General features: G+C 43.3%; 22 protein-coding genes. 17 read left to right on the top strand and 5 right to left on the bottom strand.

The features are described from left to right. Positions 1-16: 16 nt before the first annotated feature. From JMX13_RS04640 to JMX13_RS04655, 4 genes are all read right to left on the bottom strand, one after another. The gene (locus JMX13_RS04640) at positions 17-1,288 is read right to left on the bottom strand and encodes a sodium/glutamate symporter (RefSeq protein ID WP_201610107.1); all 1,272 of its coding nucleotides are present in this window, start codon (positions 1,286-1,288) and stop codon (positions 17-19) included. Positions 1,289-1,366: 78 nt separating this feature from the next. Continuing rightward, positions 1,367-1,759: a barstar family protein gene (locus tag JMX13_RS04645; protein WP_201610109.1), complete on the bottom strand. Its 393-nt coding sequence runs from the start codon at positions 1,757-1,759 to the stop codon at positions 1,367-1,369. 1 nt (position 1,760) lies between these two features. Then, positions 1,761-2,531, bottom strand: a complete 771-nt coding sequence (locus JMX13_RS13750) for a ribonuclease domain-containing protein (RefSeq protein WP_201610119.1) — start codon at positions 2,529-2,531, stop codon at positions 1,761-1,763. A gap of 176 nt (positions 2,532-2,707) precedes the next feature. Next, positions 2,708-4,009: a glutamate-5-semialdehyde dehydrogenase gene (locus tag JMX13_RS04655; protein ID WP_201610121.1), complete on the bottom strand. Its 1,302-nt coding sequence runs from the start codon at positions 4,007-4,009 to the stop codon at positions 2,708-2,710. 520 nt (positions 4,010-4,529) lie between these two features. On the opposite strand from JMX13_RS04655, the gene JMX13_RS04660 reads away from it, so the two are divergent. From JMX13_RS04660 to JMX13_RS04700, 9 genes are all read left to right on the top strand, one after another. Then, a complete protein-coding gene (locus JMX13_RS04660; protein ID WP_201610123.1) occupies positions 4,530-4,862 on the top strand; it encodes a hypothetical protein in 333 nt (110 codons plus the stop codon). A gap of 358 nt (positions 4,863-5,220) precedes the next feature. Then, a complete protein-coding gene (locus JMX13_RS04665) occupies positions 5,221-6,018 on the top strand; it encodes an ABC transporter ATP-binding protein (protein ID WP_201610133.1) in 798 nt (265 codons plus the stop codon). 284 nt (positions 6,019-6,302) lie between these two features. Continuing rightward, positions 6,303-7,103, top strand: a complete 801-nt coding sequence (locus JMX13_RS04670; RefSeq protein ID WP_201610135.1) for a transporter substrate-binding domain-containing protein — start codon at positions 6,303-6,305, stop codon at positions 7,101-7,103. Between the two features lie 121 nt (positions 7,104-7,224). Next, entirely contained in the window at positions 7,225-8,163 is a 939-nt protein-coding gene (locus JMX13_RS04675) for a transporter substrate-binding domain-containing protein (RefSeq protein WP_201610137.1), read from the top strand. Between the two features lie 130 nt (positions 8,164-8,293). Then, positions 8,294-9,247 carry an ABC transporter substrate-binding protein gene (locus tag JMX13_RS04680; RefSeq protein WP_201610139.1) on the top strand — a complete coding sequence of 318 codons (954 nt, stop codon included), beginning with the start codon at positions 8,294-8,296 and terminating at the stop codon, positions 9,245-9,247. Between the two features lie 465 nt (positions 9,248-9,712). Next, positions 9,713-10,462 carry an ABC transporter permease gene (locus tag JMX13_RS04685; RefSeq protein WP_201610141.1) on the top strand — a complete coding sequence of 250 codons (750 nt, stop codon included), beginning with the start codon at positions 9,713-9,715 and terminating at the stop codon, positions 10,460-10,462. Between the two features lie 12 nt (positions 10,463-10,474). Further along, a complete protein-coding gene (locus JMX13_RS04690) occupies positions 10,475-11,200 on the top strand; it encodes an ABC transporter permease (protein ID WP_201546203.1) in 726 nt (241 codons plus the stop codon). Positions 11,201-11,285: 85 nt separating this feature from the next. Next, positions 11,286-12,011 carry a fumarylacetoacetate hydrolase family protein gene (locus tag JMX13_RS04695; protein ID WP_201610142.1) on the top strand — a complete coding sequence of 242 codons (726 nt, stop codon included), beginning with the start codon at positions 11,286-11,288 and terminating at the stop codon, positions 12,009-12,011. 344 nt (positions 12,012-12,355) lie between these two features. Next, positions 12,356-13,825 carry an alpha/beta fold hydrolase gene (locus JMX13_RS04700; protein WP_201610145.1) on the top strand — a complete coding sequence of 490 codons (1,470 nt, stop codon included), beginning with the start codon at positions 12,356-12,358 and terminating at the stop codon, positions 13,823-13,825. Positions 13,826-13,970: 145 nt separating this feature from the next. On the opposite strand, the gene JMX13_RS04705 is transcribed toward JMX13_RS04700, so the two are convergent. After that, positions 13,971-14,951, bottom strand: a complete 981-nt coding sequence (locus JMX13_RS04705) for an Hsp33 family molecular chaperone HslO (RefSeq protein WP_201610153.1) — start codon at positions 14,949-14,951, stop codon at positions 13,971-13,973. Positions 14,952-15,359: 408 nt separating this feature from the next. Here JMX13_RS04705 and JMX13_RS04710 point away from each other — a divergent pair, with 408 nt between their 5' ends. From JMX13_RS04710 to JMX13_RS04745, 8 genes are all read left to right on the top strand, one after another. Next, positions 15,360-16,343: a glutamate/aspartate ABC transporter substrate-binding protein gene (locus JMX13_RS04710; RefSeq protein ID WP_201610155.1), complete on the top strand. Its 984-nt coding sequence runs from the start codon at positions 15,360-15,362 to the stop codon at positions 16,341-16,343. 108 nt (positions 16,344-16,451) lie between these two features. Then, on the top strand, positions 16,452-17,198 hold the full coding sequence (locus JMX13_RS04715; protein ID WP_201546208.1) for an amino acid ABC transporter permease: 747 nt from the start codon (positions 16,452-16,454) through the stop codon (positions 17,196-17,198). Continuing rightward, entirely contained in the window at positions 17,195-17,866 is a 672-nt protein-coding gene (locus JMX13_RS04720; RefSeq protein ID WP_201546209.1) for an ABC transporter permease subunit, read from the top strand. The genes JMX13_RS04715 and JMX13_RS04720 overlap by 4 nt, the downstream gene beginning before the upstream one ends. Before the next feature lie 180 nt (positions 17,867-18,046). Beyond that, complete coding sequence (locus JMX13_RS04725) at positions 18,047-18,766, top strand: amino acid ABC transporter ATP-binding protein (protein ID WP_201546288.1); 720 nt, start codon at positions 18,047-18,049, stop codon at positions 18,764-18,766. 207 nt (positions 18,767-18,973) lie between these two features. Then, a complete protein-coding gene (locus tag JMX13_RS04730) occupies positions 18,974-20,230 on the top strand; it encodes an FAD-dependent oxidoreductase (RefSeq protein ID WP_201610157.1) in 1,257 nt (418 codons plus the stop codon). A gap of 356 nt (positions 20,231-20,586) precedes the next feature. Then, positions 20,587-22,341 carry an AMP-binding protein gene (locus JMX13_RS04735; RefSeq protein ID WP_201610166.1) on the top strand — a complete coding sequence of 585 codons (1,755 nt, stop codon included), beginning with the start codon at positions 20,587-20,589 and terminating at the stop codon, positions 22,339-22,341. A 125-nt stretch (positions 22,342-22,466) separates the two neighbouring features. Continuing rightward, the gene (locus JMX13_RS04740) at positions 22,467-24,077 is read left to right on the top strand and encodes a carboxyl transferase domain-containing protein (RefSeq protein ID WP_201610168.1); all 1,611 of its coding nucleotides are present in this window, start codon (positions 22,467-22,469) and stop codon (positions 24,075-24,077) included. 53 nt (positions 24,078-24,130) lie between these two features. Then, entirely contained in the window at positions 24,131-24,937 is an 807-nt protein-coding gene (locus JMX13_RS04745) for an enoyl-CoA hydratase/isomerase family protein (protein ID WP_201610170.1), read from the top strand. Positions 24,938-25,051: the final 114 nt, after the last annotated feature.

Below are 25,051 nucleotides of genomic sequence, written 5' to 3' on the forward strand. Positions count from 1 at the left end.
ACATTGCATCAATAGCTTAAAACGGTATCTTCGTAAATATCTGCAAGATAGTCGCGTTAACGATATCGACAAAGAAAGCACCAACCATCGGTACAATCAAAAATGCTTTAGGTGATGGTAAATAGCGATCGGTCACTGCCTGCATATTGGCGATAGCCGTTGGCGTTGCGCCCATACCAAAACCCGAATGTCCCGCTGCCAATACCGCCGCATCATAATCTTTGCCCATGATTCTAAAGGTGACAAAATAAGCATAACCAATCATGACGGCAGTTTGTACGAGTAAGATTATCAATACCGGTCCCGCCAAATCTGTCAACTCCCACAGTTTTAGGGATAACAGCGCCATGGCTAAAAATAGGCTTAACGAAGCATTACCAATCACATCGATAGCACGGTCGAACATATCAAAATTAAACACCATGGTCAGCGCATTACGGATAATAACACCGCCTGCTAATGCCCAAACGAAGGTGGGCAGCTCAAATGCGGTGCCCTGTGCAACGATGGTCATCAAATCGGCAAATGCTAAAGCGCCTGCAAACAATGCCAAACTTTCGATAGTAGAAGAGGCAGTAATCAGACGAATGTTATCAGGCTTCTCAAACATCTCTTCATGTCTATGATCGTCATCTTCGGTATGTTTGGTACTGTATAACGATTGCTTACCAGCCAGTTTTTCCACCTCGCTTGGATTTGGATTGACAGGTGTTGGTTTAAGTCCCATTTTATTGATCAATCGACGTGCAACAGGGCCACCAACCAAGCCACCTGCAACCAAACCATAAGTAGCAACGGCAATACCGAGGGTGGTGGCACCAACCACACCATACTGTTCTTCTAACACAACACCCCATGCACCAGCCGTTCCGTGCCCGCCTGTTAGAGCGATTGAACCTGTGACCAAGCCGAGCAGAGGATCAAGTCCAAGTGCACTTGCCATTGCTACGCCAACCACATCCTGCAAGATAATAAAAACGGAGACGACAATGGTGAAAATAAGTAATGGTGAGCCACCAGCTTTCAGGCGTCCAAAATCTGCACTCAGACCAATGGATGCAAAAAACATCAGCATGGTCGCAGTTTGTAACGCTTGATTGAAGCTAAAGGTATAACCCCATATTAAATTAAGAGCATATACAATCGCAGCAGCAACCAGGCCGCCTGCGACAGGCTCTGGAATATTAAAGTCTTCTAAGAACTTGATCTTCTTGACCAAGAAGCGTCCAAGCAAAAGTACCAGTGTGGCTAATATCAGGGTGTAATAGCCGTTTAGGGTGATTTCCATATGTTAATCCTTTATATAAATATAAATTAACCTGAATTCGGGATAAATCTGTTTTTATCTCGAATTCAGATTCTTATCTTATGGGCGACTCAAAGAATCGTCGGACGCCACAATAATCCAAAGTTGCGGTTTGCCAAAATCTTTATAGGCGTCTTCAATGATGCTCTTAAAGACATTAAAGTCCTCAGTGTTGATTTTTTCTACCTTATTTAAGTAAAGCGTGAAATCTGTGATATCACTGTCGGTCAAACAATCCCAAGCGCTGTCCCAATTATGGGCAAAATAGCTCGGGAAATTGGCGGCTTTTGCTAAGCTTTTCAACAAACTTTCTTTATCTAAAACATCGCCAATTGGAATGTTAATCGCGTGCTCAGGAATGCTGTTAATAAGCGCTTCATCTTTTTGGACAATGCCATTTTGATTGTTTTTGATAATGCTGTTTTTATTTACATAGTAAATCGCTTGGCTCATATCAGTTCACCTGCAATTGTCGAAAGCTATCGTAATGGTCAACGGTCAAATAATAGATGGTTGGTGGATGACCGCCGGTAACAATACGCCGTGCGCCGCGATGAGAAACGCCGGGCGTAGGCACGGTATATTCCTGATAATAGCCTTGCGACTGGGCAGGTAGCTTGCCTTCACGATTATAAAAGGTTGTGCCATCTTTATCAGGGTAAGGAAATGGCCCGCCTTGTTGAATCAGCGCCAGCGTCTTATCTATTTGCGCATCACCTGTGATAGCTACTGTACTAGAGCTAGTGGTTTTAGATACCGTCTGCGATATAGAAGTTGCTGGCGTGCTATCTGCAAATAAACTGGATTTTAAATCCCCAAAGAAAAAAACCGCCACAGCAATAAGGGCGATTAAACTCAATAAGGTAGAGAAACCGTTTTTCTTGTTTTGGCTGCCATGAGTATTTTTATGCCGATTGCTTTTCTGATGAGCGTTTCGATTGTTTTTGCGTTGAGCATTATCTACGTTGTGTTGTGCTGAATTAGTCACTGAATTTTTTGAATCGACAGTTTCTAAGATACTCAATTCATTAGAGGTGACTTCAGTCGCACGCAACTGATTTTTTTCATTACGCTGACTGTTAAAATAGACGCGTTGACCCTCGATTATAGGCTGCGATAAGCGCACGGTGCTGATATGAAAGAAGACATCTTCACTTTGATTGTCTACCTCAATAAAGCCATAGCCTTTATCGGCATTCCAGTGTTTAATCTTGCCACTTTGCATGGGCGCGGCTTCCTATAGCGGGGTTCTTATTCGGCAAAATAATTTTTATATGTCATATATAGCATATTTATCAATAATAAAAAAACGCCAGCAATGAAGCTGACGTTTTTTATTGATTATACTTGAATTGGGTCATAAATTATAGGGAGGAAATAATACGCTAGGTAGGTACTGAGCTAAGCGCGTGTTTCACCATGACCGTAGACAATCCATTTTTGTGAAGTTAAGCCCTCGAGCCCAACCGGTCCACGTGCATGAATTTTATCGGTTGAAATACCGATTTCAGCACCAAGTCCATATTCAAACCCATCAGCAAAACGGCTAGAGGCGTTAATCATGACGCTAGCCGAATCGACTTCGCGGATAAAGCGTTGCGATTTGGTGTAATTGTCGGTAATGATAACGTCAGTGTGCTGGCTGCCATGGGTATTGATATGCTCAATCGCTTCATCGATACCGGATACCACTTTAACCGCTAAAATAGGCGCAAGATATTCGGTATCCCAGTCCTCGCTAGTCGCCGCTGACAGATGACCTTTAAGGATAGCATTGTCATTTAAAATAGCCTGTGATTTGTCATCAAGGCGCAGTTGCATGGCGTCATCAGCTTTTATGATAGCTTCAGCAATCTTTGGTAATAACTCATTGGCGATAGCTTCATCGACCAATAACGTCTCCATGGTATTACAGGTACCATAGCGATGGGTTTTGGCATTGACGCTAACTTTAATAGCAATGTCGGCATCGGCGTCGCTATCGATAAAGGTATGACAGTTGCCATCTAGATGCTTAATGACAGGAACACGGGCATCACGGCTGATGCGTTCAATCAGACCTTTACCGCCGCGTGGCACGATAACATCGACATACTCTGTCATGGTAATCAGCTCGCCGACGGCAGCGCGGTCAGTGGTCTCTAACACTTGCACACTATGCTCAGAGAGACCGACCTTGTTTAGACCTTTTAAAATACATTTGGCAATCGCTTGATTGGATTCAAATGCTTCAGAGCCACCACGTAAGATAATGGCGTTACCGGACTTTAGCGCCAAGGAAGCGGCTTCTAAGGTCACGTTAGGACGCGACTCATAAATCATCCCGACCACACCGAGTGGCACGCGCATTTTACCCAAATGAATACCTGATGGCTGATAGGTCATATCCGTGACTGCGCCGATAGGATCGGGCAGCGCGGAGACGTCTTTTAAGCCTTGCAGCATACCATTGAAGCGCGCGTCGTTTAGTTCTAGGCGATCTAGCAAGGCGGCATCTAGGTTATGTTTTGCACCCTTATCCATATCGACTTTATTAGCTGCTAAAATATCGGCTTTGGCGTTTTTTAACTCATCATAGATTGCCATTAACGCTGAATTTTTATCGCCTGTATTGGCTGCCGCCAGTGCTCGTGATGCCGCACGTGCTTGCTGACCAATGTTTTGCATATATGCGGTAACATCTGTGGTATTCGATTGACTCATAAATTAACTTCCTTATAGTTATCAATAGAGGATTTCTGGATTAGTAATGTTAAATTCTAAATGATGAATCCTAGATTTTATAAAATGCTCATATATAGATTCAGGCATAAAGAAAAGCAGCTAAAGCCGCCAATTATCATCAGTAATCCACAAAAATATATTTTTTAGCACCTGACAGTTTTTTGAAAACTAATCGCGCTCTGCTATTTAACATAGAGTAGATGAGACCGATAGTAAAGTTGATTTTGTGAACAGAGACCGTTTATCAAGCACTGTAGAGTTTTCTTGGAAATCATTTTTTATTGTATTTATTAAATATTTGGATTGGTGTTTTTACTTGTACTTAAATTTTATCCGCAATAAATAGCATCTATAAATAAAAAGATAAGTAGCTAAAAGTTAGGGCGCTGTTACGTATTTTTAACAGAACTGCGCTGTAACTGCTAAGGTAGTACTTATAAATCGTGAGTATAGTGAGCGCTAATATGACAAACATCTATTACCTATGATGGAGAATGAAATGGCGATTGAAAATAAGGCTTATAAAAACTGGTTAACGGTTGGTTTGGTGGCAGCGGCATTAAGTATCAGTGCTTGCGGCAAAAAAGATGAAGCGCCGATGGATGTTCAACCAACAGCTGATGCGCAGACAGCGGTAGAAGATGAAGCCACTGGCGTTGCTACAGCAGGCAGCAATGATAACGTAGCTGTTGCCAGCGCGAATGACAGTGCTGCTGCCAATAATAACGAAGCGATGGCAGTCGGACCAAACGATGATGTGGCAGTAGCAACGGCCGATGATGCAGAAGTAATCGATGGTACTGGAAGCGAAGAGCACATTTCGACTTATTAATGCCGCAGATAAAACAGCGCTAACGGCGTTAAGATGATAAAATGAGGCCCATAACTGACTGTACGTTATGGGCCTCATTTTATAAAGGATATTGCTTGGTCAAAAGCTAACAGACAAAAGCGACAAGGTTTGGCTTTTTATTGCATTATAGGCGACAATATCGCGCCTTTATTGAACCCATCATAACGTTATCGAAATAATGTGACTAACACAGCACTACTAAAATACTGCTCGCTTTATCCGTATTATTACTAATACGGATAAAGCGGTTATTAATAGAGTTATGTATTATAGAGCTGTTTGATAGCCCATTTTTTGTTCATGTTCTCACTCATATTTATTGGAAGTCTGCTAAACCATGCTTGATATTGCAAAGAATCCGACTCGCCCTATCGCCTTAGATTTACAAGACCTCCATAAAAGCTACGGCTCATTGGCTGTGCTAAAAGGAGTGTCGCTCACTGCCTATGATGGCGACGTCATCTCTATTTTAGGCTCGTCTGGCTCTGGTAAGTCAACCTTATTACGCTGCATTAATCTGCTTGAAAAGCCCAATCAGGGTCGTATCATCATTGGTAAAGATGAGCTGATACTGAAACCTACTAAGTCAGGCGAGTTGCAAGCGGCAGACATCAAGCAGTTAGAGAGCTTACGGGCGCGCGTTGGTTTTGTTTTCCAGAACTTTAACTTATGGCCGCATAAGACCATTTTGCAAAATATTATCGAAGGGCCAACGCAAGTCCTAAAAATTAAAAAAGACCAAGCGATTAGCGATGCGGAAAAACTGCTCGATAAAGTCGGTTTGCTTGATAAAAAAGATGCTTATCCAGCAAATTTATCAGGCGGTCAACGTCAGCGTGTGGCGATTGCGCGTGCCCTTGCGATGCAACCGCAAGTATTATTATTTGATGAGCCTACTTCAGCACTCGACCCTGAACTGGTCAATGAAGTGCTCGCCGTCATGCGTGAGCTGGCAGAAGAGGGGCGTACCATGCTGATTGTTACCCATGAGATGCGTTTTGCTCGTGAAGTATCGAGCAAAGTGGTGTTTTTACATCAAGGTGTTATTGAAGAGATTGGTACGCCTGAGCAGGTCTTTGATAATCCAAAGTCCGAGCGCGTCAAAGACTTCATGGCAGCGCACCGCCAAAACTAAAATACAGTGTTCAATTGCTTTAATTTTAATGGTTTTTAAACGCTTAAAACGCCAAAATTGCTTATTCGTAATTTTCTTAGATCGTTTATTGCTCAATAATCACAGTCGGTATGCAAAACGTTTGTTTTTGATATTTGAGTCAGGTATTATCAAAAGGTTTACAGGCAGTTGCTCATAATGCCTGCCTGTGTCTTCTGTGCATTGAATTGCCTTTCTGGCAGGGACGTCAGAGAACAAAATATCAGAACCCTATATTAAAAAATCCATCAGAATTTAAGGAATGTATGATGTCGAATTCTCGCCTATTGTGGTCATCGATGACCGTTACCGCCGCGCTAATGCTTGGTGCTTGTAGTCAGCCAGCAAATGATGCTGCTGATACCAACGCTGATGCCTCTGCCGCAGAAACGGCTGGCAAGACCATTCGTATCGCCACCGAGGGCGCATACCCTCCTTTTAACTATACCAATGCCGATGGCAGCTTAGCGGGTTTCGATATCGATGTTGCCAATGCGTTATGTGCGCAAATGCAAGCCAAATGTGAAATCGTTGCCCAAGATTGGGACGGTATCATTCCAGGTTTATTGGCGCAAAAATATGATGCGGTCATCGCTGGTATGTCTATTACGGCTGAACGTCAAGAAAAGGTCGATTTTAGCGAGCCGTATTTTGCTAATACCATGGTTTGGCTAACCGATACCAAAGGCGGCTTTGACCCTAAAGCCATTAAAGGTCTAACCCTTGGTGGTCAACGTTCAACGACACCAGGTGCGTATTTACAAGACAATTATGAAGGCAAAGACGGTAATAACGTTAAGCTCTATGATAATTATGACAATGCTTATTTAGACCTAAAATCTGGTCGTAGTGATGCGGTACTTGCTGAAAAGGTCTCTGCCAAATCATGGTTAGCGGACAATCCAGAAGGTTTCGGTATCGTGGGTGATGAGATTGATAATGACGATAATATTGCCATTGCTGTCCGTAAAGGTGATCCAATCAAAGACAGCTTTAATAAAGCACTGAGCGAAATCCGTAGTAACGGTGAGCTTGCTCGTCTTGAACAGAAAAACTTCGGTCAATAATTTGCTTGCTACGCTTTGCTAACAGTCTTGAATAGGCTGTTTTAAAAAGCGTTAATCAATCAATGACTTGACCCATTGCGGATTAATACACAGCTGGTCAATATATTAAGGAATAACCCCTATGATTACTTCAATGACATCATCAATAAGCAAAAAAGCCTTGTGGCTTACACCCCTTAGTGCGGCGATGCTTATGCTTACGGCCTGTAATAACAGCTCAGCACCAGTTGAAAGTACTGAAACAGCTGCCGCTACTGAGGCGCCTTTAAACATCAAAATCGCCACAGAATCAAGCTATAAACCTTTTAGTTATACTGATGCTGATGGCAAATTAATCGGCTATGAGATTGAGCTGGTTGACGCTTTATGTGCGCAAATGAAAGCCAAATGTGAAGTCATCTCACAAGATTGGGATGGCTTAATTCCAGGTCTGAACGCGCAGAAATTTGATGCAGCCATCGCTGGTATGTCAATCACTCCTGAACGTAAAGAAGTGGTCGAATTCAGCGACCCATACTTTCATACTGGTATCATCCTAATCGGTAAAAAAGGCGATGATATTAGCGTAGAAGGTTTAAAAGGTCAGCCGATTGCCTCACAGCGCTCAACGGTGGCGTCACAGTATCTGCAAGAAAAACACGCCGATTCTGACATTAAGCTTTATGATACTCAAGATAATGCTTATCTAGACCTGACCTCAGGTCGTGTGCGTGCCATGATGTCTGATAAAGTTACTGGTATCGATTGGCTGAAAACTGAAGCCGGTAAAGACTACGAAGTCAAAGGTCAAGAAATCAGCACCAGTGATGATGCGATGGGTATTGCTTTCCGTAAAGGCGATCCATTAGTTGCTAAGTTTAATAAAGCATTGACTGAAATAAAAGCCAATGGCACTTATGATCAAATCACGGGTAGCTATTTTGGTACCAGCTCAACAGCGGCGGCACAAAAAGCCGTAGCGACTGACGGTGTCAAAGAAGTGGTGGTCGTTGATGATGGTAATGTCGATGCAAATGCGGTAATTGCCAAAGAAGAACAAGCAGAAGCGGCGACTAATTAAGATAGCTTTTAACAAAGTTCTATTAGATAAGCGCTGGTTTTAATAAAGCACGTTTTACCTAAAACGTGCTTTATGCCATTTATAATATATTACTAATTAATAATACCAAGCAACAACATCCAGGATGATTATGAGCAACCATCTTCTCTCAGCCAGTATATTTATTACCTCCACTACTAACTCATCTGCTAGCAAGCATTTTTTAAATACAAAACCGATGCTAGCGTTAGCGGCAATGTTAGCTTTGGCAGGTTGCAGCAACGGTCAAAACGAGTCTAACGAAACCGCTAGCTCAGAGACGACTAAAACATCAGAAGCAACAGAAAATAATACTGCGGCGGCAGATGATAATGTGCTGCGTATTGGTACCGAAGGCGCTTATGCACCCTTTAATTATACCAATGCTGATGGGACGCTTGGCGGCTTTGATGTTGAAATCGCTAATGCTATTTGCGCTGATATGAAGATGACCTGCGAAATCATGGCGCAAGATTGGGACGGTATTATTCCTGGGCTTAAAGCGGGTAAATACGATGCCATCGTCGCGGCAATGTCGGTGACGCCTGAGCGCGCAAAGCAAGTTGCCTTTACTGATACGTACTTTAGCAATGCGTTGGTATTTTTAGCCAAAAAAGACAGCAGCTTTGATCCAAACAATAGCAGTGATATCAATGCACATTCTATTGCGGCGCAGCGCTCGACCATCTCTTCACAGTGGTTAGAAAACACTTATCCAAAAGCCAACATGAAGCTTTATGATACCTTGAGTAATGCGTTTTTGGATTTAGGTGCAGGTCGCGTCGATGCCATGATATCTGACAAACTGCCGGCACTAGAGTGGCTTGGCTCAGCGTCAGGTAGTGATTATGTGCTGAAAGGCGATGAGATTGATATTAATGATAACTTTGCCATTGCCGTGCGTCCTAATGATGAAGCACTACAAGCAAAAATTAATCAATCATTGGCCAATTTAAAATCCAATGGCACTTATGATAAAATCAATCAAAAGTATTTTGCTATACCAGTAAGTGCGACGTCAACACCAGCAGCAACGCCAACAACAGTAGATAGCGCCGCACAATAATGATTTGATACTAGATGGTTTGATACATCAGTATCATGAATAAATACTGTCTTAATAAGCAAATATATTTAAGCATAAATATATTTAATCGAAAGACATCACCATAATAGTGATGTCTTTTTTGTTTTCTATAGCAAATTAGTACGTTCTAAGTGTGATTGACGGTCAACTTTTATCAAATCTCACGGATTTATTTGATATTTATGCGGAGAAGTACCTATTTAGACAGCGCTTTTACATGTCAGTATTAACATAGCTGGTGGCGAATATGATAAAATCAGCGCTCATTTCTACTGTGTCAATTACCGCCGCAATAATTGTATTTATCTGACGTCATTCTATGACATAAAAGGCCAAGCTCTATTTGGTCTAGCAGACGATTATTGGCAGCGCTCAGCTATTGATGCTGATTCTTTTAACTCATATTTTGCAAATTGCTAATATAAAGAGACTGAGTGGATAATTGTGTTTGATTTACAAGGATTTGGCGCGCTATTACTAAGCGGCGCAACCGTCACCATAAAACTTGCCATGACCAGCTTGGTCATCGGTATGGCGTTAGGTTTGCTCGGTGCCACAGCAAAGCTGTCTAATATTTGGCTGCTGCGTAAGCTTGCGACGGTCTATACCGCCACGATGCGCGGGATTCCTGAACTGCTATTGGTGCTGTTTATCTACTATGGTGGCTCTATCGTGCTGATGAGCATCCTCAAAAAGTTCGGCTATAACGACTATGTCGAGATTAGCGCTTTTTGGGGCGGGGTGATGGCATTGTCTATTGCGTTTGGTGCTTATGCGACTGAAATTTTTCGCATGTCGATTCAAGAGATTCCAATAGGGCAGCGTGAAGCGGCGCAAGCGATAGGGATGCGTCCTTTTCAGACATTTTATCGTATTACTTTGCCGCAAGTATGGCAAATTGCGCTGCCAGGCCTGGGGAATTTATTTTTGGTGTTGCTTAAAGATACGGCCTTGGTCTCGGTTGTCGGTCTCAAAGATATCATGTATCAGTCCTCGCGTGCAGCGCAGTCGACACAGCAGCCGTTTACCTTTTATATGGCAGCGGCGATTATTTATTTGGGTCTGACGATGTTGATTACTGGCTTTATGATTTGGCTTGAATGGCGCGCCAATCCGGCGGCGCGTTATGCCAAAAAGCTCAGCCGTCAAACTAGCCCCCATCAAACCACTCACAGTCAATCGACCATAGGGTAGAGGAGAGATACTATGGATTGGAATTGGCAGGTCATTTTTGACCATATCCCTGATTTATTAAATGGCGCGGTATTAACCGTACAGCTGGTGGTATTTTCAGGCATTATTGGGCTGTTTTTTGGTTTGATTTTGGCGTTATTGCGGTTGTCTAAAAATTGGCTAGTGCAGGTATTACCATTTTTATATATTTTCTTTTTCCGTGGCACGCCGCTGTTGGTACAGATATTCCTGATTTATTATGGCCTTGGGCAGTTTGAAGCGGTACGTAACTCGTTCTTGTGGGAGCCGGTCCTTAGCCAAGCGTATTGGTGTGCGATTATTGCCTTTACTCTAAATACTAGTGCGTATTTGGCAGAGATTATTCGCGGTGCTATCCAAAATATCCCTGTTGGTGAGCTTGAAGCCGCCGATGCGATTGGCATGTCAAAATGGCAGAAGCTGACCCGTATTACTTTACCGCGTGCTTTTGGTATCGTGATTCCTGCTTACAGTAATGAAGTCATCTTTATGCTAAAAGGCAGTGCGCTGGCATCAACCATTGCTTTGATGGATATCACGGGTGTCGCTCGTACGATTAGTGCGCGTACTTATACCTTGATGGAGTTATTCTTTGCTGCTGGTATCGTTTACCTATTGCTGTCATGGGTTATCTTGTTTAGCTTTAGATTGTTCGAAAAACGCATGAACCGCCATGCCAGCTATGTGCCACCTGATGTCATGACCAATACGATTCCTTAATTATATTGATAATAAATATAAAAGTGGCAGCACTTATAAAATAAAGAAATAACTATAATTTTATAAATTTCCATGAGAGTCTAATATGAGCCAATCACCACATATGTCTTTAGTCGATGCGATTGCTGCGGGAGTTAGTAATGATAATACTGCCGACAGCATTCATCATACCAACGAGCGTTTACGTGCAGCTATTGGTAAAGTGGTCTGCGTCGGTCGTAACTATGCGGCGCATGCTCAAGAATTATGTAACGAAGTACCTAAAGCGCCGATATTATTTATGAAGCCTGCCTCTTCGGTGGTGTCTATCCGTCAGGGCGTGGTCTGTCCAAATCCAGCGCTGTATGGTGAAACGCATTACGAGGCTGAGCTATGTATACAATTATCAGCAGACTTGTCAGCAGCAACGATTGAAGAAGCCAAGCAAGCGATTGGTGGTGTAACCTTGGGCTTAGATTTGACCTTGCGCGAGCTGCAAACTGAGCTAAAGGAAAAAGGTCATCCATGGGAGCGTGCTAAGTGCTTCGATGGTGCTTGCGTACTTGGCGATTGGCTTGACCCAAAAGTATTCGGTGATTTCAAAAATGTGCATTATCAGCTAACTATTAATGATGCGCTCAAGCAACACGGTGATAGTGCCTTAATGCTATTTCCTGTTTACGAGTTATTGGCAAATATCAGTCATGCCTTTAGCCTGCAAGCAGGCGATGTGATTATGACTGGTACGCCAAGCGGTGTGGGCGCATTGCAAGTGGGTGACCAATTAAGCTTAAAACTGGGCGCTCATGAATGGCAGGTAGAGGTTAAATAAGCTATTGGTTAGCTGTGAATGATAAATTGTATGAACCACAATGCCTTTAATGGCAATGCTTTCAATGATAATTCTTTCAATGATAATGCTGTAAATAACAAGCCTGCTAATCATTATCAAAACCTCAAATAATATTTGGGGTTTTTTTATGCTAAAAATTTAGCATGATAGTTTTATATTTTACTGATTAAAACATTGAGAAAAAACCGTAAATAATACATTTGCTAATACACTTATAACCATCCTGACAATAAATATACGGGATAGTTAAATCATTCTCTTCTGTTTAGAGCATTTACAGGCTAGTATGGAAAACCTCCTTAATCGCTTGATGTATCAAAACTATGCTCAATCCAAGACCTTTAGAAAGCATTCACGATTTATTTGCCACTACTCGGCGTTCCCCTGATAGCGAAGCGGGTGCTGATGAAGATTTTCAAGGCGATGTCTATGAAGAGCTGGCGAAACTTGAATATATTTATGTCGATGAGCTAAGCGCAGAAACGGTCGATACCAGCTATAGCAAGCCGCATCAGCCCATATCTTTGGTTGATTTCTTTGAGGGTTTGGCTCAGCTTGCAACCATGGGCGTGGTGGAAGTCACTGATATTGTAGAAGCTATCCATCGTGAGATTTTATTGCGGCCTTTAGGGCGGTTTAATCAAGGCAGTCTTGACCGATGGCAGCGCGGTATCACTGGTCGCATTTATGGTACGGTACGCCAAGCAATGCAATTGGTCGGTAATAATCTTGCCACCGGACTGCGGCTTTATAACACCGTTTTAAAGCCTAAAAAAATACAGCCCTTACCAAAAAACCTCCGCCGTATGGTCAATATCTTAAATGGTGTCATGGGCGATCACCTTGTCACGCATCATAATCCATTGGCAGTATCGATGGTGCTATATGATAAATACAATGGTGTGCAAACCGATACATTGTCAGGGCGAGTGGTTATTTTATGCCATGGGCTTTGTATGAGTCATTTGAGTTGGCAGATATCAGACGAAGGTGATTTGGCTGAAACGCTGAGCAGCAGTCTGCCAAATACCACGGTATTGTATTTGAACTATAATACCGGTCGACGTATCTCCAGTAATGGACGTAGCTTTGCAAAAGTCTTACAAGATTTGGTCGAAAATAATCCCGATATTACCCAGCTTGATTTAATCGGCCATAGCATGGGTGGTTTGCTGAGTCGTAGCGCGCTGTTTTATGGTAAAGAGCAAGGGTTTAGCTGGGTCAAACGTGTTGGCAATCTTATCACTTTAGGCTCGCCGCATCATGGCGCAAGCTTGGAGCAGATTGGTCATTTCGTCCAAGATAAAATCGCTAAGCTGCCTTTTGCAGGTTCGCTGGCAAAACTGGGTGATTTGCGTAGCGCGGGTATTATTGATTTGCGTTATGGCAGTATTCGCGATGCGGACTGGAAATCTGCCGAAGGTCGCAGTGTGCTGCCGGCAGAATTTCGCCATCCGACACGCTTGCCTTTGCATGTGAATACCTATTTGGTGGCGGCGGCTCTGGTTGAGGTGCATTATAAATCTAAAACCACAAGCTTACTCGGCGACGGACTGGTTTCGGTAGAGTCAGCGCTTGGCGAATATACCGAAGAGCATACGTTGAATGTGCCAGAGGGTCATAAGGCGATTTTTTATGGCGTCAATCATATGAACTTAATTTCTAACGATAGGGTACATCAGCAAATCGTTACTTGGTTATTAGCTAATAGGCAGGGGGACGTGCATGAAGCGAAATATGCACTTGAAGACCGTATCTACTCTTATCCAGAAATAGACGAAGTTGCAGATTAAGCATTCTTAAACTCATTGATATAATGGTTAATAAGTTTAGAGCAATAAGCCTAGCATTATAAAAACGAAAAACCCTCAAGCTTCAAACTTGAGGGTTTTTTGAATTAAGAAAAATCAAATAATCACAAATAAATATAATTAAACACTACTCAGCGAAAATTGTCGCCACATCGTCTTTGTTAAATTTATAGACTTCACCGCAAAACCCGCAATCCATCTCAAAAGTGCCACCTTGCTCATCAACGATATCTAAAGCTTCAGTTTCGCCAATTTGCTCAATTGCCATTTCACACTTCTCGCGTGAGCAGGTGCAACCAAAGGATAAAGAGACAGGGTCGGGGGCAACGACTTTTTCTTCATGATATAAGCGATAAAGAATCTCATTGGTATCAAGTGTGGTCAGCTCTTCTGCTTTTAGCGTCCGCGTCAATACACTTAAGCGCGTCCACAAATCATCATCGATACCGGCGTCTTGATTTTGCTCAACTTCATAGGTTTCTTTAGCGGTACGAGGTAGCATTTGTACCAAGATACCACCGGCTTGCAAACCATCAGATGCCAAGTTAATCAGCGTCGGAATCTGCGCCGATTGTTTTTGATAATGGGCCAAGCAATCAGCTAAATTGTCATGGCTGCGCTCAACGATACCTTGATACGGCTCACCACCATCAGGCTGAATATTAATAAACAATACGCCTTGACCAGCAGCGCCCAATTCAGCAAACGCTTCTTTAGCATGGGTCATATTTTCCCATGCTTGCACTTGCTCGTCAGTGTCGCCTTTCCAGCTGGCAAGGGCACGAATGATACCGTCTTGGTCGCATTCTGCCATCGCCCAATTGAGCAAGCTATCGCTATCCGATGATTGCAATTGAATCGATAAACGACCATTAATTTTAACCGTACTAATGAGCAAGCTTGCTGCCGTCAGCATCTCACCCAATAAGCGCTTAATCGCTTCTGGGTAAGGCTTTTGCGCAATCGTCGTCGCATAGCTGCGCGATAGGCGTACCACATCGCCGCGTACTGGTGAATCTTCGATAAAAAAGCGTTGGCGCACATCGTTATCATGGCTATTGGCAACCGCTTGGCTATCTGTATTTGGGGCTTGAGTATCTTGTGTCATAGGTCATAGCTAGTATTAAGAAGTTGTTAGCTTTATGGGGATTAAACGTTATTTATCAATCATAGCGGTTGGGTTATTGGTTTAATTTAAGTGATTCATAAAGGATATATGCTGGTATTAATTTTTTAAATAACGCTAAGTTGATGGGCACTACTGCCTAATTTATTGAGTGTTTATTGATGCTACAAAACCTAAAGCCTTAAAATATCAGTCTCATTAAAAAAAGTTTACCCCCACCGCTCAAATTGTTGTACAGTAACATTAAGTTGCATAGTGATAACTAACAGCAACAAGCACGGATGCATGGTGGAAAAGTCATTTAATGACTAATATAAAGTCGAGTAATGGCTTAAACAACGCCAAAGTCCCCTCTTAATCTTGTGATAATGTGATAAAAGGATGTATCTCATGAGCTACTTAATCTCAAAACCTCTGACTCTGGTTGCCTTTATGGCCCTTGGTTTGGCGGGCTGTAATAATAGCAATCAAACCACTACTGAGGCGACGCCAGCAGATGGTGCAGCTACAACAGAAGCGGCCGCGAATGCCAACGGTACCTTACAAAAAATCAAAGAGTCAGGTACTATCGTGGTCGGTCACCGCGATTCTTCTATTCCGTTCTCCTATATCGCTGATGATCCAAATCAGCCAATCGGTTATGCGCATGATTTAGAGATGAAAGTGGTGGACGCGGTCAAAGAAAAACTTAATATGCCAGATTTAAAAATCCGCTATAACTTAATCACCTCACAAACCCGTATCCCATTGGTACAGAACGGCACAGTAGATTTCGAATGTGGTTCTACGACCAATAATGAAGAGCGTCAAAAGCAAGTGGCATTCTCTAACGGCTTCTTTGAAATCGGTACGCGTCTATTAACCAAAAAAGATTCAGGTATCACAGGCTTTGATGATTTAAAAGGTAAAACCTTGGTCACGACTGCCGGTACGACGTCAGAGCGTTATATTCGTGAATACAACGATGACAAAAAAATGAATATCAATATCATCTCAGCAAAAGACCATGGCGAAGCATTCCTCATGTTAGAAAACGGTCGTGCTGATGCCTTTATGATGGATGATGTATTGCTGGCTGGCGAAAAAGCCAAAGCAAAAAATCCGGATGAATGGGTTATCGTTGGTGAGCCACAATCGTTTGAGATTTATGGCTGTATGATGCGTAAAGACGACCCAGAATTTAAAGCGGTGGTTGATGAAGCCTTAGCCAATGTCTTTAAGTCAGGCGAGATTAATACTATCTATGACAAATGGTTTATGAATCCTATTCCACCAAAAAATGTTAACCTAAAATTTGAGATGTCAGATAACTTAAAAGCCTTGATTGCCAATCCACACGATAGCGATCAGCCAAAAGTTGCCACTGCACAATAACGTTCCTTGTCCCTCAACATAGCATGCTTACGCCTTCAGATTGTTTGTCAAGTTTCTTGATAGCAGTCTGAGGCGTGGGCTTTTTAACCGTTGCTCGGAGAGACAATTATGAATTATAGCTGGAACTGGGGTGTGCTCTTTGAGCAAACCGGAATCGGTAGCGAGCTGTATATCCATTGGATGATTACGGGTCTCGGCTGGTTGTTATTGATTGGTAGTATCGCTTGGGCAATCGCCATGGTGGTTGGTACCATCTTTGGTATTATGCGCACCTTACCGAATAAAGGCGCGCGTGCTATTGGCACCGCTTATGTGACTTTTTTCCGTAATATCCCTTTATTAGTACAATTATTTTTCTGGTTTTATATCGCTCCCGGTTGGTTGACGCCGTCCATCCAAGAGTGGTGGTATAAAGACTTGTCTCCTAACACTTCAGCCATGCTGTCAGCCAGTATCGGTCTTGGTTTATTTACTGCGGCACGTATTGTCGAACAGGTGCGTACTGGTATCGAGTCACTGCCTAAAGGACAGATCAACGCTGCCTACGCGCTCGGCTTTAGTATTCCGCAAGCATATAAAGAGGTGCTGCTGCCACAAGCCTTTCGGGTTATTTTGCCACCACTAAGCTCGGAGCTGACCAACTGCTTTAAAAACGCCTCGGTTGCGTCTTTGGTAGGGGTCATGGAGCTAATTAGTCAGACTAAAACCATCAGTGAATATACCCAAAATAGTCTCGAGATTTATACCTATGCGACGATTATTTATCTGGTATTTAACTTATCGTTGATTGCCATTATGGGACTGATTGAACGTAAATTGCGTGTGCCTGGGCTGATTGCAGGGAGTCAAAAATGAATATGATGACCGAACTTGCAACCGCTTATCCCGGTTTGATGGGTGGCATGCTAACGACTTTAAAAGTATTGTTTTTAGCAATCTTAGGCGGTATCAGCTTAGGAACGGTATTAGCTTTGATGCGCTTGTCTGGTATCAAAGCGCTTGAGATACCCGCTAAGCTATACGTCAATTACTTTCGTTCTGTACCGTTATTATTAGTGCTGCTATGGTTTTATTTTGCGGTGCCAATGATTTATTTTTGGATCGCTGGTAAATATCTGCAACTTGATACCGCTTTTACCTCCTGCGTAGTCGCTTTTATGATGTTTGAAGCGGCATACTTTTCAGAGGTGGTGCGCGCGGGTATTCAATCTATTGGTAGTGGGCAGGTCAATGCTGCAAAAGCGCTTGGTATGACTTATGGGCAAACGATGCGCTTGATCATTTTGCCGCAAGCGTTTCGCAAGATGTTACCGCTGATTTTGCAGCAATGTATTATTTTATTTCAAGATACGACCTTGGTTTTTGCCATTGGTTTAACAGATTTTTTCCGCGCCGCTTATGTACGCGGTGAGCTGATGGGATTACTGACGCCATATATACTTGGAGCAGGGGCGGTTTATTTTATCATCAGTTTAAGCGCTTCTGTTGGTGTGCAACAACTGCAAAAACGCTTAAGGTTTTAAGGTTTTGCTAGATCAGTATAGAAACCTGCGTAAGAATAGTTTTATTAATAATTGTGAAAATAATGTGGTTAGGAGCCAGTGATGAATGAGCCGGTGATAAATAATGCTGACACGTATATAAATGAATTTGGCGGACTGGTCACCGACAATGGTCATGCAAGCGATGAGATTGTCATCAAGATGACCGATGTCAGTAAATGGTATGGCGATTTTCAGGTGATGACTGGCTGTACTGCGCATGTCCATAAAGGCGATGTCGTGGTGGTCTGTGGTCCATCGGGTAGTGGTAAGTCAACGCTCATTAAGACTGTCAATGGATTAGAGCCTTTTCAAAAGGGCGAGATAATGGTGAGTGGTATCTCAGTCGGTGCGCCGAAGACCAATTTGCCCAAGCTACGTAGTCAAGTTGGGATGGTGTTTCAGCACTTTGAGCTGTTCCCGCATCTGACGATTATTGATAATTTAACCGTTGCCCAAATCAAAGTATTGGGTCGTAAAGAAGACGAAGCTAAGAAAAAAGCGATGGCTTATTTAGATCGCGTTGGGCTAACAGTTCAGGCGGCGAAATATCCAGCTGAGCTGTCCGGTGGTCAGCAGCAGCGCGTGGCGATTGCCCGTGCCTTAGCGATGGATCCGGTGGCGATGCTCTTTGATGAGCCAACTTCAGCACTTGATCCTGAGATGATTCAAGAAGTGCTCGATGTGATGATTGAGCTGACCCGTGATGGTATGACCATGATGTGTGTTACTCATGAGATGGGTTTTGCTAATCAGGTTGCCAATCGGATTATCTTTATGGATGAAGGTCATATCGTCGAGAACTGTAGTAAAGATGAATTCTTTGAAGGCGCAAAAAGTGACCGTGCGCAAATGTTCTTATCAAAGATTCTGAATCATTAGGATAGCAGTTTAATATTTTATCTCTAGAAGCGTCTACTTATAGGCGCTTTCTTATGCCCGTAGTATAAGAATAGAATAGCTTAATAAACCCTAATATTAAGATAAATAGCCATATCAGTAACTATATGAGTGAATGGCTGTTTACTGATACAATAGCGGTCAATATGTCAAAAATTAAAATAATTCATAAATGATATTGGAGCTAATATGAGTGTAGAAAATCTATCAGTAGCGGCAAGCAAAGCATCTAAAGGTATTGTCATCATTGGCGCAGGCTTAGCAGGCTGGCACGTTATTGATGCCATTCGTGCTAAAGATAAAGAAGTGCCAATCACCTTAATCACGACAGACAGTGGCGACCGTTATCACAAGCCGATGCTGACGATGGCAATAAGTCAAAATAAACAAGCATCAGATTTGGTACGTGCGACAGGTTCTGATGCAGCAAAGGCGGCACAAGTAACGCTATTGGCTAACACGCAAGTGACGGATATCGACGCTGCTGCTCAAACCGTACAGCTTATCTCAGCGCTGCGTTCAGATCCTGTCTATACCAATTATGCAACCATCAGCTATGACAAGCTGGTGTTGGCAATGGGCGCGCATCCTATCTTTCCTAAGAGCTTACCAGAAGATTTGGTCTGGCATGTCAACCATATCGAGCGCTTTGGGCAGCTACAAGAAAAGCTAGCAACTGGCAGTCAGCATATTGCGATTGTTGGGGCGGGCATGGTCGGTACTGAGATTGCTGAGGACTTGCTAAAGGCAGGTCATGAAGTAACCTTGATTGATTTAAATGATGCGCCTTTATCACAAATGTTACCGGCAAAAGCAACCGCGCGTATTGCAGAGGCGGTGAAATCACAAGGTATTAACTTTTTAGGTGGCTATCAAGTAACGGATGTTATTCGTATCAATGATGGCAGTAATAACGGCAACAATGATGGAAAGTTACAAGTTAGCTATGAGCCGCTTGCTTCTAATGAAGAAAGTACAGAATCTAAGCAATCTGATATATTAATCGTTGACCATGTGATTGCCAGTACAGGTTTGACCGTTGATGGTACATTGCCAACCGCCGCTGGTGTTGAGTTTAATCGCCGTACTGGCATCGAAGTAGATGCACCAACGTTACGTACTACTACCGATAATATTTATGCGATTGGTGACTGCATGTCTATCAATGGCGTTGCTTGTCGTTATGTCGCGCCACTGCGTGCACAGGCAGCGACGATTGCTGATGATGTTTTGGGATTAGAGCATAGTGGCTATGAGCATAAACCACCGATGATTCGTCTAAAAAATAAAGCGATTTCGGTGATGGTAACTGGCGTACCGCAAGCGGATGGCAATTGGCAAGTAACCACTGAAAGTGATGATGAGCTCATCATGGAGTTACTCGATGATAACGATGCGGTTAGCGCAACAGTCACTATTAAAGCGCCGCCAATAGTATTAGCGTAACAATTTTAAAAGTGTCTCTAACTTATCGTCTTCACTTTTTGAGCTGACTTATATTTTTAAGTTATGATTTTTAAGTTGAGAATGTTCTAACAGTTATTGCTAATTGAAAAGCCAGCCACCTATCGATAGAGTGACTGGCTTTTTTGTGTCAAATATCAGTCATATTTTTATGCTATCGTTAATAAAGCTATTATTGTTAGAAGCTAATTAAATGATACATATTGTATTACTATTATTGACAGCTTTCGATTTAAGGGGGTATAGTAGCTAACGCCAGTCAAGACCTGTTCAAGGAAGAATGAAGAGGTCACAGGCGACCAATAAGCACCATAAAAAGTAAAACGAAAGGACTCGTTATGACGCAAAATATTGATTTCGATACTATCTTAGCTAACATTCCTAGCATCAATATGGGTGCACGCTCGGCAAATGCACCACTCACCCAAAGCTATGATAAAGGCCCTGATGTGCCGCTGATAGAAGCGACCATCGGCGATTTTTTTGATGCTATCGTCTCTAAATATCCTGAACGCGAAGCACTGGTCGTGCGTCACCAAAATATCTGCTGGACTTATCGTGAGCTACAGCAGCAAGTCAATCAGCTGGCAAGCAGTATGATTGAGATGGGACTTGAGATTGGTGATCGTATTGGTATTTGGTCGCACAACAATGCTGAATGGCTGCTGATGCAATTAGCCACCGCGAAAGCAGGCGTTATCTTGGTCAATATCAATCCTGCCTATCGTACCTTTGAGCTACAATATGCGTTGAATAAATTGGGTTGTTCAGCATTGGTACTGATGCGCCATTTCAAAAGCAGCGACTATGCGAGTCTGATTCGCGAGCTGTGCCCTGAGATTTATCATAAAGATTATACCCAGCTTGATTTGGTCGAGATTCCGACGATTGAGCGCATTATTTGGATTGATGAGCCAAACTCTGATGAAGAGTTTAATTACATGCAGAAGTTTTCGGCTTGGATGGCTGAAGGTGATACCAACGATCCGCGTGTTGCAGAGCGCCAAGCCCAGCTCAGAAACACGGATGCTATCAATGTACAGTTCACTAGTGGAACAACCGGTACACCAAAAGGTGCCACCTTAAGCCACCGCAATATCCTGAATAACGGCTATTTTATTGGTGAGGCTATGAATCTCACTGAAGAAGATAGATTGTGTATTCCGGTGCCTCTGTATCATTGCTTCGGTATGGTACTTGGTAACTTGGCTATCCTGACGCATGGCGGTTGTATCGTCTATCCGAACGATGGATTTGATCCGCTAACAGTACTGCAGACGGTAGAAGAAGAAAAATGTACCGGTCTGCATGGCGTTCCAACGATGTTTATCGCTGAGCTTGACCATCCTGAATTTAAAAATTTCGATTTATCCACTTTGCGTACTGGCATTATGGCAGGCTCTAGCTGTCCGATTGAGGTCATGCGTCGCGTCATCGATGAGATGCATATGAAGGAAGTGACCATTGCTTATGGCATGACCGAAACCAGTCCCGTATCTTGCCAGACCAATGAGCATACGCCACTTGATAAGCAAGTCTCGACCGTAGGACTCGTGCAGCCAGCGCTTGAAGTCAAAGTCATCGATACCGAAACAGGTGAGATTGTACCTTTAGGGGAGACTGGCGAGCTGCTGACTCGCGGTTATTCGGTGATGAAAGGTTATTGGGGCAGTCGTTTTAAAACCCGCGAAGCTATTCAAGACGGCTGGATGCATACGGGTGATTTGGCAACCATGGACGAAGATGGCTATGTCAAAGTCGTCGGTCGTAGTAAAGATATGGTCATCCGTGGCGGTGAAAATATCTATCCAGTAGAAGTCGAGAACTATCTCTATCGCCATCCCAAGATTCGTGATGTACAAATCGTTGGCATCCCAGATAAGCGTTATGGTGAAGTGTTGGCTGCTTGGATTATTCCTAAAGAAGAGGGCTGCTTAACCGAAGAAGAAGTGCGCCAATTCTGTAGTGAGCACATTGCCCATTATAAAGTACCGACCTATTATCGCTTTGTGACTGAGTACCCGATGACCATCACTGGCAAAATTCAGAAATATAAAATCATTGAACAGATGAAAGAAGAATTGGGTCTATAAAAACTTGAGCTGTTTTATTTCTTATTTTACTAATGACTTATATTAGTAAAGACTAAAATAACCAGCAGTTAGAATAACTCTTATAAAAAATTACTCGCATTGACGCATTAAAGAAAAGGGATATCATGAGCGCTATCATAACCAGTAAATTGAGTCCAAACGCCGCTGAATTTCAGCAAAACAGTGCCGCTATGCAAGAAGTGGTTGACGACTTATATGTGCACTTGCGTAAAGTCGTCCAAGGCGGATCAGAGCGTGCGCGCGCCAAGCATTTAGCGCGTGGCAAACTCTTGCCTCGAGAGCGTGTCGAGCGTTTACTTGATGTCGGGACACCATTCTTAGAAGTGGCGCCGATGGCGGCGCATGATATGTATGGCGAAGAGATTCCAGCGGCTGGCGTGATTGCTGGTATTGGTCGTATTAACGGCACTGAGTGTATGGTTGTTTGTAATGATGCCACCGTAAAAGGCGGTACTTATTACCCAATGACGGTCAAAAAACATCTGCGTGCACAAGAAATTGCGCAAGAAAATAACCTACCTTGTGTGTATTTGGTGGACTCGGGTGGCGCTAACTTACCCAACCAAGATGACGTATTTCCTGATAAAGAGCACTTTGGGCGCATCTTTTTTAATCAGGCCAATATGAGTGCGGCGGGTATTCCACAGATTGCCGTGGTCATGGGCAGCTGTACGGCTGGCGGTGCTTATGTGCCGGCGATGAGCGACGAATCTATCATCGTTAAAGACCAAGGAACCATCTTTTTAGGTGGCCCGCCATTGGTCAAAGCGGCAACCGGCGAAGAAGTTACGGCCGAGGACTTGGGCGGTGGCGATGTGCATACGCGTCTGTCAGGCGTGGTTGATCACTTGGCGCAAAACGATACCCATGCGTTATCGATTGCCCGTAATATCGTCAGTCATTTAAATCGCCCTGCCAAGCAAGTGCCCAATCAAATCAAACCACGTCCACCACGCTATGATGCCAAAGAGCTATATGGCGTCATTCCAACAGATAAGCGCAAGCCCTTTGATATCAAAGAAATCATCGCCCGTATCGTCGATGACAGTGCTTTTGATGAATTTAAAGCACGCTTTGGCACGACGCTGGTTTGTGGTTTCGCGCATATCGAAGGTATGCCAGTCGGTATTATCGCCAATAATGGCATCTTATTCAGCGAATCGGCGCAAAAAGGCACGCACTTTATTGAACTGTGCTGTAAGCGTAAAATCCCGTTGGTATTCTTGCAGAATATCACTGGATTTATGGTTGGCCGTAAATACGAAAATGAAGGTATTGCTCGTCATGGTGCCAAGATGGTCATGGCGGTGGCTAATGCCAAAGTACCAAAATTCACCGTCATTGTCGGCGGCTCATTCGGTGCTGGCAACTACGGCATGTGTGGACGTGCTTATAGCCCACGCTTCTTATGGATGTGGCCAAATGCGCGTATCTCTGTGATGGGCGGTGAGCAAGCAGCCTCGGTATTAGCAACCGTCAAACGTGACAACTTCGACCGCAAAGGCGAGGAATGGAGTAGCGAGGACGAAGCAGCATTTAAAGCCCCAATTCTCGATATGTATGAAAAGCAAGGTCATCCATATTATGCCACTGCCAGACTATGGGATGACGGCGTAATTGATCCTGCTGATACCCGTAATGTATTAGCATTAGGGCTGAGCGCTGCCTATAACGCATCGATTGAAGAGACAACCTTTGGTGTCTTTAGGATGTAGCATTAAATGGAATATGAGCAAACATTTCACGTTTATAAAAAATAGAGAAGGTTATGCAAAAAAATCTGAATAATTATAAAAGCCTATTGGTTAATGTTGAGCAGCACGTTGCGACGGTAACGTTAAACCGTCCTGAGATACGTAATGCCTTTAATGATGAAATGATTGCCGAGCTGACGGACGCATTTGATAAGCTTGGCGCTGATGATGATGTACGTGTTATCGTCTTAGCGGCTGCAGGTAAAGCGTTTTGTGCTGGCGCGGATCTTAATTGGATGCGTGCGATGGCAGATTATAGCTATGAAGAAAATTTAGCCGATGCTGATAAACTCGCGCAAATGCTCAAGACCATTTATGAGTGCCCTAAGCCAACGGTTGCTGCTATTCAAGGTGACGTCTATGCAGGTGGCATGGGATTGGTGGCCGTTTGTGATGTGGCCATTGCGGTTAAGATCGCCAACTTCTGTCTCAGTGAAGTGCGTTTGGGATTGGCGCCAGCTACTATCAGCCCTTATGTCATTCGAGCGCTAGGTGCTAGAGCCTCGCAGCGTTATTTCTTAAGCGCGGAAGTGTTCGATGCCAAAAAGGCGCGGCAGTTAGGTTTTATTCATGAGCGTGTTAGTGAGGAATCACTTGATGAGGCAGTCGCTCTATTCTGCGCGACAGTGGTCAAAAACAGCCCAGATGCGGTTAAGACCTGCAAACGTTTATTGCATGAAGTCGCGGGCGCACCGATTACCGATGAGCTAATTGCTGACACCGTTAAAGGTATTGCTGATATTCGTTCATCACAGCAAGGCAAAGAAGGTGTGCAAGCATTTTTACAGAAGCGCAAGCCTGATTGGCTGACAGCAGATTAATAGTAGAAGAGACTTTCGGCAAATAGACGATAAATTAACAATAAATACCATTTAATTTAAACCAGTCGTATGTGAACATCAGCATATATTTTTATTATTTATCAATGTAAAAAA

Origin of the sequence: Psychrobacter immobilis (assembly GCF_904846285.1) — a bacterium.
GTDB lineage: Bacteria > Pseudomonadota > Gammaproteobacteria > Pseudomonadales > Moraxellaceae > Psychrobacter > Psychrobacter immobilis_D.